Source organism: Amycolatopsis sp. (assembly GCF_036008905.1).
Lineage (GTDB): Bacteria > Actinomycetota > Actinomycetes > Mycobacteriales > Pseudonocardiaceae > Amycolatopsis.
In genome coordinates this window covers 59,185-69,392 of record NZ_DASYMU010000155.1, presented here as the reverse complement: position 1 = coordinate 69,392, position 10,208 = coordinate 59,185, and the positions used below count along the sequence as shown (strand labels likewise).

The following is a 10,208-nucleotide window of genomic DNA, read 5'->3' as shown; positions in this document are numbered from 1 at the left end:
ACGTTGTCGGTCTATCGGTGGATCCAGGTTTCTGTCCGGGTGCGCCGCCGGAAGGTCCTCGTACTGGATGTACTTGGTCCTTCCGGCGGTGCGGCCGGCAGGAAGCTGGGCCGCCGAGAGGCTGGCAACGTTTGTGGACACCGCACTAGGCGGACTGCCAGGGTTTCATCCACGGGGACTCGGGCCAGCCTTCGGCGGCGGCCATGAGCGGGAAGGCCGTGGCGCCGTCGAGGTGTTCGCGGACGATGTCGGCGTGGCCGGCGTGGCGCGCGGTTTCCTGGATCAGGTGGAACAGGACCCAGCGGACGGACCAGGCCTCGATGTCCTTGGGGAACCAGGGGGCGTCCCGCGGGACAGGCACCGGCTGACCCAGATCCTCGATACCGGCGATGACCTCTTCGGTCTCCTTCGCCGCTTCGTCGTAGAACGCGAGCACGCCGGCCAAAGTGTCCTGCGGGCCGAAGTCGAAATGCTGGTCGTACGCCTTGGCGCCGGATTCGGCGGGGCGTTTGCGCTGCAGGACAGTGTCCATCCAGCCGCGCTCGGTGTACGCCACGTGCTTGATCAGCCCGCCGACAGTCAGCGGACTCTTGGTCGGCGCCCGCCCAGCCTGCTCGTCCGTCAGTCCGTACGCCGCGATGCGAAGGACGTGCCGCTGCTGCTCGAGATACGAAAGAAGGCCGTCGCGCTCGTCCGCGACCGGTCTCACGTTGCCACCCATGCCGAGCTCCTTTCCCAGTTGCCAGGATCCTCTCACCCGCCACCGACAATTCACGGCACGCGCGGAAGATGTCCCCGGTACAGGTAGGAGGCTCCGATGGCCAGCAGGGTCGCCCGGCCCAGCGCCTGGACGCGGGAGACGATCCCGAGGAAATGGCCCGGCCCCAGTGACATCAGGACGAGCATGGCCAGCCAGGTCGCCAGCATCAGCGTCAGCCCGGCGATGGCGACCGTGCGCCACCCCTCTGGCCACCACAACACGAGGCTCCCGGCGCCGACCACGAACGCCAGGTTCATCAGGAGGTCGAGCCCGGGACTCATCGGATACGCGGCGTCCACCATCGCGAGCACGCCGAACAACGACACCGAGCCCGCCGACATCCGCGCCGTCCAGTGCACCGGCGCCATGCGCACCAGCGGCGGCCCGGACAGCACGAAAGCCAGCCCCGACACCGCGGTGGCGGCCCGGAAGACGTCGCGATAGGGCATGCCCGAATCGGTCAGCTCACGAACCGGATCGTGCAGCGCGGAAACACCGGTGGGCAGGAAGAATTCCAGCAACCAGGCCGAATACGCCAAAACACCCAGGCCCACCAAGATCATTGCCAGAAGCCGGGCCGCACGCACCTGCACAGGCTAAGTGACAGATCGGTCCGCGGCAGCACACGACGAGTGCGGCCGGGTGGCTCAGTTTCAGGACTGTGGTCTAACGAAGGGAAACAACACCGTTTGGCGGATTGACGCGCCCGTCAACATCATTATGAGCCGGTCCATCCCAATGCCGAGACCTCCGGTCGGCGGCATGCCGTGCTCCAAAGCGAGCAAGAAGTCCTCGTCCAGTTCCATCGCTTCGACGTCCCCGCTGGCCGCGCGCAGCGATTGCGCTTCGAGCCTGCGCCGCTGCTCGATCGGGTCGGTCAGCTCGGTGTACGCCGTGCCGACCTCCGAGCCGAACGCGATCAGGTCCCAGCGCTCGGCGAGTCGCGGGTCGACGCGATGCTGCCGGGTCAGCGGCGAGACGTCGGTCGGGTAGTCGGTGTAGAAGGTCGGTTCGACCGTCGCGCCCTCGACAAGATGTTCGTGCGCCTTGAGCACGAGGTCGCCGTGTCCCTGGTCCTCGTCGACCGGGACGCCCGCCTTGCGGCAGTAACCGCGCAGGACGTCGAGCGGCGTACCCGGGTCGATCTGCTCCCCGAGCGCGGCCGAAACGGCCTGGTGCACCGGGATCACCGGCCAATCACCCGAGATGTCGAATTCGGTGAGCCTGCCGTCTGCCCCCGGGCGTCGCACGATCTGCGCGCCGTACGCGGCTTCCGCGGCGTTCTGCACCAGCTCGCGGGTCAGTGTCCGCATGGTGTCGTAGTCGGCGTACGCCTGATACGCCTCGAGCATGGTGAACTCGGGGTTGTGCGTCGCGTCGACGCCCTCGTTGCGGAAGTTCCGGTTCAGCTCGAACACTCGCTCCACCCCCGCGACACACAGCCGCTTGAGATACAGCTCGGGCGCGATCCGCAGGTACATCCGCATGTCGTAGGCGTTGATATGGGTGACGAACGGCCGCGCGTTCGCGCCACCGTGGACGGTCTGCAGCATCGGCGTCTCGACTTCGAGGTAATCCTGCTGGTGCAGGCGTTCGCGCACCGCGCGCACCACCGTGCTGCGCAACCGCAGGAACTGCGCCGAATCCGGGTTGACGACCAGGTCGAGGTAACGCTGGCGGACCCGCGTCTCCGGGTCGGTCAGGCCCTTTCGCTTGTCCGGCAACGGATGCAGGCATTTGGCGGTGACCGTCCACGCTTCGACGAGAACGGACAGTTCACCGCGTTTCGACGCCACGACCTGACCGCTCACGCCGACGTGGTCGCCAAGGTCGATACCGCCGCGCCAGCTCGTCAGGTCGAGCACGTCGGCGGAGAGCATCAGCTGCACCTCACCGGAGAAGTCCCTGATCCGGGCGAAACAGAGCCCGCCGAGGTTGCGCAAGGCGACCACCCGGCCGGCCACGCGCACCTGATGTCCGGTGTGGACACCCGGCTCGAGGTCGGCGAACTTCGCGGCGACTTCGCCCAGCATGTCTGCCCGCTCGAAACCGACGGGGTACGGATCCATCCCGGCCGCGCGAAGCTTGTCCAGCTTGGCGATCCGGACCCGGACCTGCTCGGGACGCCGAGCCGCCTTGGGCGTGAACTTCGCGGCCTTCTCGTCGATGGCCTTGACGCTCGTGACGAACTCGGCGGACACCGTCTCCAGCTTCAGCGCGCGCCGCGAGGTGCCGGTGGGCACGAACCCTTCAAGCGCGCCCGCCACGATCCCGACCCGCGCGAGGCGTCGAGCCGAGGAGTAGCAGAGGAACCGCGGCTCCCACTCCGGGCCGTATTTCGCGTTGGAGCGGTACAGCGATTCGAGCTGGAAGAACCGTGAGCCGAAGCTCAACACACTGCGCCACAACCGGAGTACCGGCCCGGCGCCGATGCGCTCGCCTTCGGAGAACACCGCGCGGAACATCGCGAAGTTCAGCGAGATCCGTTGTGCGCCAAGGTGTCCGCTCGCCGCGACGACCTCGGCGATCATGTACTCGTTGAGCCCGTTCTCGGCGTCACGGTCGCGGCGCATGAGGTCGAGCGAAAGCCCGCGCCTGCCCCAGGGCACGAACGAGAGCAGCCCGCGCAGCTCGCCCTTCGCGTCGTAGGCCTCGACCATCACGCTGCGGCCGTCGCTCGGGTCGCCAAGCCTGCCGAGCGCCATCGAGAAGCCGCGCTCGGTCTCCGCGCCCCGCCAATGCTGGGCACGCGCCAGGAGTTTCGCCATTTCCTCGGCCGGGATCTCGCCGTGGCGGCGGACCTGGCTGGTGTAGCCGGCGCGCTCGATGCGGCTGACGGCCTGGCGGATCGAGCGCCGCTCGGGACCGTTCAAGCTGAAGTCGCGGACGTCGAGCACCGCTTCGTCGCCGATTTCCAGCGCACGGAGCCCGGCGTCGGTATACGCCTTCGCGCCGCGCTCGCTGGCGCCGAGCACGCCCGGCGTCCAGCCGTAGGTATGTGTTTCGTCCAGCCAAGCGCGGACAGCTTCCGGCCAGGCCTCCGGATCCCCGACGGGGTCCGCGCTGGCGACGCTCGTGCCGCCGAGCACGCGGTACGTCACCGCCGCGCGACCGGAAGCTGCGAACACGACACTCTTGTCACGCCGGGTCGCGAAGTAGCCGAGCGAGTCGTCCTCGCCGTGCTCGGCGAGCAGCGTCCGCAGGCGCAGTTCCTCTTCGTCGGTGCGCAGACGGCGGCTGCGGACGCCGCGGAACAGCGTGAACAACGCCGCCGCCGCGACGACGGTGGCCGCGAGGTCGAGCACGGTGTCGAGCCAATCCGGGCCGATGTCACCCATGAACCGGCGCGGGGTGTACAGCTCACCGGTCGTGTGGTTGACCACCCACACCAGGCGGCCCCAGAGGCCGGAGAGGTGGTTGGGGACGATCTCGATCACGCCCCACCCGACCAGGACGACCAGCACCAAGCCGCCCAGCAGCACCTTCACCCCGTCTCGCCACGCGCTGGGCGCGAGCCGAGCGGGGAACGCCGGACGGCTCGCGAGCAACAGGACGATGAGAGCGATCGAGACGAGGTCGGCCGCGGTCAGCAGCCACAGCTTGTCCGGTATGTGGCGGAGTTCGCGAGTCGGCAGCGGCATCTCCTCCGGCCACCAGAGCAGCGCGGCCTGGATCAGCAGTGTCCACAGCAGGCCGCCGACCTGGAACAACACCAACGTGTACAACGCGGCGCGCTTGCGGCGGCGGAGCGCGGCGCCCAGCAAGGCGAGCGCCAGCACGATGACCAGGCTGGGCGTGAGCGGGATGCTCAGCACGGAAAACGCCGAGACGATCAGCTTGCGCAGGTGGCCGAACGCGTCCGGCGCGACCAGGAGCACCAGCGAGCAGACCGCGGCGAACTGGACGACGGTGGCCGCGATGCCACCGGCCTTGGTCTTCCACAGCGGCGCGCTGTTCACTCGCTCGGACCTCGGGTGTCCCATCCTCGCCTTTCGCTTCGTAGATCGGTTACGCACACTGGACGTCAGTGAACCCCGTCCGGTTGTCCTCAGTCGTCATCCGCAAGTCTGACGTGGTGAGGAACATCGTTCCCTCGCCGTTCGGACCGGTGCGCACCAGGGCCGCCGGCGATCCGGCGGCTCCGGGAGTGATCCTCGGGCCCGGCCTCGGCAGCGCGTGGTTCGACTGGTGCGGCGTGCTCGACCTGCTGGAACCCTTCGCCCGCGCGACCGTCTACGCCCGCCCCGGCACCAATGGATCCGGCCGTCTCCCCCGCCGCAGGCCGCTGTCGCGGGAGGTGGAAATCCTCGATTCGGTGCTCGGTTCGGCGACCGGGCCGGTGGTACTCGTGGGTCACTCGATAGCGGCAATCCACGTGGAAGCGGCGGCCCGGCTGCGCCCCGAACGGGTGAAAGGCGTGGTGCTGGTCGACCCGGATCCCGAGGTGATCGGCGCCGGGCGGCCGTTCGACCTCTCCTGCCTGCTCGGCGATCTGACGCTGATCGGCTGCCGGATCCCCGCTTTCCGGGCGGGTTTCGGCTGGTCGGTGCGGCATTTCGGCGTTTTGCTGCGCCGCGTGGCCGTCGGCGTCTCCACGCTCGGGTGGGCGGATCCGGTACCCCTCGACGTCGTCCGTGAGAGGTACACCGATCCCGTGTCGGCGGAGGCCACGCTCGCCGAACTCGCCGGTTACGCCGATCAGGTGGCCGAACTGGACCGGCTGCGCCTGACCCATCCCCTGCCCGCCGTGCCGTGGGTCGTGCTGACCGCGGGCCGGAGTTCGTCGGCGTACGCACTGGCCCAGCACCGGGCGCTCGCCGCGCTCTCGCCGCGAGGACGGCAAGTCACCGTGCCCGGCAGCCGGCACATGGTGCCGCTCGACCGGCCGGACGCCATCGCGCGCACGATCAGGGACATGCTCGACCCTGGCGTGTGAAGCTCGTCGCTTGGCCTTCTTGGCGGCCCGGCGCCGTGTCAGGCTTTGTCCGTTCAGACTCCACGACCCGGGGACCTCACCGAGGCCTCGAGGGAAGGACGGTCGACAAAGATGTCTACCCCCACCAGTGATTCTTCCGCCACGGCGCTGTCGAACGAGGTGGCCGCGCCCTACGGCACCGGTCCCGCCGCGCAGGCCGCACCCGTGAAAAAGGTGCGCATCCATCACCTGCGTGAGCTGAAGGAGCGCGGTGAACCGTGGCCGATGCTCACCGCCTACGACATGTACACCGCCGCGCTGTTCGACGAAGCCGGCATCCCGGTGCTGCTCGTCGGTGACTCCGCAGCGAACAACGTCTTCGGCTACGACACCTCGCTGCCGGTGACCGTCGACGAACTCCTGCCGCTCGTGCGCGGCGTGACGCGCTCGGTCAAGCGCGCCCTCGTCGTCGCGGACCTGCCGTTCGGCTCCTATCAGCTTTCGCCCGAACAGGCCTTGGCCACTTCGGTGCGGTTCATGAAGGAAGGCCGCGCGCACGCCGTGAAACTCGAAGGCGGGCGAAAGTTCGCGCCGCACGTCGAGGCGCTGACGTCGGCGGGGGTGCCGGTGATGGGGCATATCGGCTTCACCCCGCAGAGCGAGCACAACCTCGGCGGGTACCGCGTGCAGGGCCGCGGCGCGGCGGCCGAGGTGCTCGTCGCGGACGCGCTGGCGCTGCAGGAGGCCGGGGCGTTCGCGGTCGTGATGGAGATGGTGCCCGCGGAGGCCGCGAAGCGCGTCACGCACGAGCTCGAGATCCCGACTGTCGGCATCGGCGCGGGACCCGACTGTGACGCGCAGGTCCTCGTCTGGCAGGACATGGCCGGGCTGCGGACCGGCAAGGCGCCGCGGTTCGTGAAGCGCTACGCCGACGTCGCCGGGGTTCTGTCCGGCGCGGCGACGTCGTTCGCGGAAGACGTGCGACGCGGCGAGTTCCCCGCCTCCGAACACTCGTTCCAGTAGCCAACGCGGCATCAAGGGACCTTTACTACCGCGAGGCGGCAGTAAAGGTCCCTTGATACCCCGCCGGGTGGCGGTCATCGGCGGCGGAAGCGTTCGGCGAGGGCAGGGTCTGACTCCCACCAGAGGCCGGTCGCAGCGGGTTCTTCGTCGAGTTGGCGGTCGATTTCCTTCGCCTTGCCTTCGTCGTCGCGGGCCCAGCGGACGAACAGGGCGGCGACGAACGGCAGGCCCGCGAGGTCGCCGCCGATCCACAGCACCCCGGCGCCGATGATCTGGTCGATCCGGAGATCAGGTCCCCAGGTGCGGGCGACGGCCTCGTAGTAGTCCGGCGCGATGAGCGGGCCGAGCCAGATGACCAGGCCGAGCGCGCCGTCGAAGATGACCTCGGCGAGCGCGATCCAGACCGAAACCAGGTGCGGGTCTTCGCGCGGGGTCGGGTCGAGTTGCACGCGCGTCCAGAAATAGCCGAACCCGGCGGCGAGGAGCAGGACGCGGACGACGCCGTCGACGAGCGGTTCCCGCAGGCACAGTTCGTACAGCGGGGTGAAATACAGGAGGAACGGCGGCGCGACCAGCACGGCCGTCACCACCAGCGGGAACGTGAGCGCCCGGGCGGCCTTGCCGCGCCCGATGCGGCGGAGGCGGACGGCGGCCGCGTCGGAGACCGACCGCATCAGCAGCGTCACCGGCGCGCCGAGCGCGAGCAGCAGCGGTGTGATCATCAGCAGGGTCGTCGTCTGCACCGCCCGCACCCAGAACAACGTGCGGTCGTAGACGCCGAGGAACGAGCAGGTGACCACCAGGACCGTGGCGAGCCCGAGCAGGAAACTCAGCTTCCGGCCGCGCGGCCACGACTCGTGGCGGCGAGCGGCGAGGAGATACCAGGCCGCGAGCGCTCCGACGAGGACGATCGCGGGGACGTCGAAGGTCCACGCCGTCAGCGCCCGTTCCCAGGTGAGCGGACGGATTTCCATGGACGAATCTCCCTTTTCGCGCTTTATCGACGCGAATAACCTTCGTTATTTCCCGAACCGCGTTCACGATACTGCGGCACCGAATGCTTCCCTTCAGCAGCGCCAAAAACCGGGCTCCCATACCACCGCGCAAGACAACTCCGGGCAGTTTTCCCGCAAATCATTTCGCGAGCGGGCCAGCCATGCGCTTACCTTTTCCACCCCGGGGTATCAAGGGACCTTTACTACCGCCTCGCGATAGTAAAGGTCCCTTGATACCCCGGAGGCCGGAGTGTTCACATGGATGAACAACAATCATGTACTTGACGCTGTTCGGTAGCGTGTCTTAGCGTCTACGTCACCGCGCACCACCGGATCGGTCAGCTCGACTGCCTCAACGAGGAGGACTCCTGATGCGTCTACGTGAACGTGCCTTGATCGCCATGCTGGGTACCGCCGCCTTGACGTTCGCCGGAATACCGACGGCGACGGCAGCGACGGTGTCCGTCGGGACCACCGCGCAACTCACCTCCGCGCTGGCCGCCGCCACGCCCGGCACGATCATCGAACTCGCCGCGAACACCACGTTCACCGGCAACTTCAAAGCCACGAAGAGCGGCACGTCGAGCAGCAAGATCACCCTCAAAGGACCCCGCAGCGCGGTACTCGAAGCGACCGGCGGCCGCGGCCTCGAACTGACCGGCAGCCACTGGACGCTCGACGGGTTCACCATCACCGGCGGGCAGAAGGGGCTCATGGCGCTCGGCGTCACGAACACCCTCGTCACGAACCTCAAGGTGACCGGCGTCGGCCACGAGGCCATCCACTTCCAGTACACGAGCTCCGACAACGTGGTGCGGAACAACGAGATCACCGACACCGGCAAGGAGTACGCGGGCTACGGCGAAGGCATCTACTTCGGCTCCGCGAACAGCAACTGGCCCGGCGGCACCCCCGACCGCAGCGACCGCAACAAGGCGATCGACAACAATATCGGTCCCAACGTGCGGGCGGAGTCGATCGACATCAAGGAAGGCACCACTGGCGGCGAACTGTCCGGCAACGTCTTCGACGGCACCGGCCAGTCCGGCGAACACTTCGCCGACAGCTGGGTCGACATGAAGGGCAACGGCTACCTGGTGGCGAACAACCGCGGCAGCAAGGTGTTCGTCCACGACACGAACTACGGCGGTTTCGAGCTGCACCAGCAGCTCGCCGGCTGGGGCCTGAACAACACGTTCTCCGGCAACACCGCCGACGTCCAGTCGTCGTACGCCTACGGGTTCTACATCGCGAAAACCGGGCTGGGCACCAAGGTCTGCGCGAACAACACGGTCACCGGAGCCGGCAAGGGCTTCGCGAACGTGGCCGCGTCGACCACCTGCTAGGGCGCCACCCATAGACCGGGGGCCCGCTCAGCCCGGCGGCGGGAGCGGGCCCCCACCTTACTTTCTCTCCGCGATCCGGCAGAGTGTGCACAATGGACGAGCTGTACCCGCCGATCAGCCCGCACGCCGCGGGCATGCTGGACGTCGGCGACGGGCACCGGATCTACTGCGAACAGGCCGGGAACCCCGACGGCAAACCGGTGGTGGTCCTGCACGGCGGGCCCGGCGCCGGGGTCGCGCCGCTGTCCCGCCAGCATTTCGACCCGGACGTGTACCGCGTCATCCTGTTCGACCAGCGCGGCGCCGGGAAGAGCACCCCGAGCATCACCGACCCGGACGTCGACCTTTCGGCCAACACGTTGTGGCACCTCGTCGGCGACATGGAAAAGATCCGGGAAAAACTGGAAATCGAGCGCTGGCAACTGTTCGGCGGCTCCTGGGGCAGCACGCTCGCGCTGGCCTACGCGGAAACCCATCCCGAGCGGGTGGCCGAAATCGTCCTGCGGGGCGTGTTCACCGCGAGGCAGAGCGAGATCGACTGGCTCTACCGCGGTGGCGCGTCGCATCTGTTCCCCGCCGAGTGGGCCGACTACCTCGCCCCGATTCCGCGTGAGCGCCGCGACGACCCGCTGGCCGCTTACCACGAACTCGTCTACCACCCGGAACGCGCGGTGCGGGAACACGCGTCCATCTGCTGGAGCGCCTGGGAAGGTGCCATCGTTTCGCTGGTGCCGCAGAAGGGTTTCCGCCGGGAGTACGCCGATCCCACGTTCGCCTGCGCGTTCGCGAGGATCGCGCTGCACTACTTCATGAACAACTCGTGGCTGGAAGACGGCCAGCTGATCCGCGACGCCGGGAAACTCGCGAACATCCCCGGGGTCATCGTGCAAGGCCGCTACGACGCCGTCTGCCCGCCGATCACCGCGTACGAACTGCACCGAGCCTGGGGCAAGTCCCGCCTCGAACTCCTCGACACCGCTGGCCACGCCGTGAACGAGACCGGGGTACTGGCCGCGCTCCGGGCGGCCACCGACGGATTCCGGCCGTAGTGCGAGCGGCGGCCCCGCCCGGAACTGCCGCTCGCTTGATCCCGAGGACGGTTTACGGTGCCGAGTTCACGCTGAAGTAGTAATCCCGGCTGTTGCGCGAGGTGGTGCCGTCCGCGGTCC

At 68.3% G+C, this 10,208-nt stretch carries 8 protein-coding genes; 4 read left to right on the top strand and 4 right to left on the bottom strand.

What is annotated here, in order from left to right; translation table 11 throughout:
- Nucleotides 1-145: 145 nt before the first annotated feature.
- The 3 genes from VGP60_RS27225 to lysX form a co-directional block, all read right to left on the bottom strand.
- Nucleotides 146-721, bottom strand: a complete 576-nt coding sequence (locus VGP60_RS27225; RefSeq protein ID WP_327550957.1) for a DinB family protein — start codon at nucleotides 719-721, stop codon at nucleotides 146-148.
- A gap of 50 nt (nucleotides 722-771) precedes the next feature.
- Entirely contained in the window at nucleotides 772-1,323 is a 552-nt protein-coding gene (locus tag VGP60_RS27220; protein WP_327550956.1) for a DUF998 domain-containing protein, read from the bottom strand.
- Between the two features lie 90 nt (nucleotides 1,324-1,413).
- The gene (gene lysX / locus VGP60_RS27215; protein ID WP_327550955.1) at nucleotides 1,414-4,743 is read right to left on the bottom strand and encodes a bifunctional lysylphosphatidylglycerol synthetase/lysine--tRNA ligase LysX; all 3,330 of its coding nucleotides are present in this window, start codon (nucleotides 4,741-4,743) and stop codon (nucleotides 1,414-1,416) included.
- A 92-nt stretch (nucleotides 4,744-4,835) separates the two neighbouring features.
- On the opposite strand from lysX, the gene VGP60_RS27210 reads away from it, so the two are divergent.
- Entirely contained in the window at nucleotides 4,836-5,696 is an 861-nt protein-coding gene (locus VGP60_RS27210) for an alpha/beta hydrolase (RefSeq protein ID WP_327550954.1), read from the top strand.
- 111 nt (nucleotides 5,697-5,807) lie between these two features.
- Complete coding sequence (panB, locus tag VGP60_RS27205; protein WP_327550953.1) at nucleotides 5,808-6,698, top strand: 3-methyl-2-oxobutanoate hydroxymethyltransferase; 891 nt, start codon at nucleotides 5,808-5,810, stop codon at nucleotides 6,696-6,698.
- A 74-nt stretch (nucleotides 6,699-6,772) separates the two neighbouring features.
- Here panB and VGP60_RS27200 read toward each other — a convergent pair whose 3' ends face one another.
- Complete coding sequence (locus VGP60_RS27200) at nucleotides 6,773-7,672, bottom strand: cytochrome c oxidase assembly protein (protein ID WP_327550952.1); 900 nt, start codon at nucleotides 7,670-7,672, stop codon at nucleotides 6,773-6,775.
- Between the two features lie 392 nt (nucleotides 7,673-8,064).
- Between VGP60_RS27200 and VGP60_RS27195 the strand changes: the two genes are divergently transcribed.
- Together VGP60_RS27195 and pip are read left to right on the top strand one after the other, a co-directional pair.
- A complete protein-coding gene (locus VGP60_RS27195; RefSeq protein WP_327550951.1) occupies nucleotides 8,065-9,039 on the top strand; it encodes a right-handed parallel beta-helix repeat-containing protein in 975 nt (324 codons plus the stop codon).
- 92 nt (nucleotides 9,040-9,131) lie between these two features.
- Nucleotides 9,132-10,088, top strand: coding sequence for a prolyl aminopeptidase (pip, locus tag VGP60_RS27190; RefSeq protein ID WP_327550950.1), 957 nt, complete (start codon nucleotides 9,132-9,134; stop codon nucleotides 10,086-10,088).
- Nucleotides 10,089-10,208: the final 120 nt, after the last annotated feature.

Coding starts and splice junctions, on each gene's coding strand:
- VGP60_RS27200 (WP_327550952.1), bottom strand. CDS start 7,672: ATGGAAATCCGTCCGCTCACCTGGGAACGGGCGCTGACGGCGTGGACC.
- lysX (WP_327550955.1), bottom strand. CDS start 4,743: ATGGGACACCCGAGGTCCGAGCGAGTGAACAGCGCGCCGCTGTGGAAG.
- VGP60_RS27225 (WP_327550957.1), bottom strand. CDS start 721: ATGGGTGGCAACGTGAGACCGGTCGCGGACGAGCGCGACGGCCTTCTT.
- VGP60_RS27195 (WP_327550951.1), top strand. CDS start 8,065: ATGCGTCTACGTGAACGTGCCTTGATCGCCATGCTGGGTACCGCCGCC.
- VGP60_RS27220 (WP_327550956.1), bottom strand. CDS start 1,323: ATGATCTTGGTGGGCCTGGGTGTTTTGGCGTATTCGGCCTGGTTGCTG.
- panB (WP_327550953.1), top strand. CDS start 5,808: ATGTCTACCCCCACCAGTGATTCTTCCGCCACGGCGCTGTCGAACGAG.
- pip (WP_327550950.1), top strand. CDS start 9,132: ATGGACGAGCTGTACCCGCCGATCAGCCCGCACGCCGCGGGCATGCTG.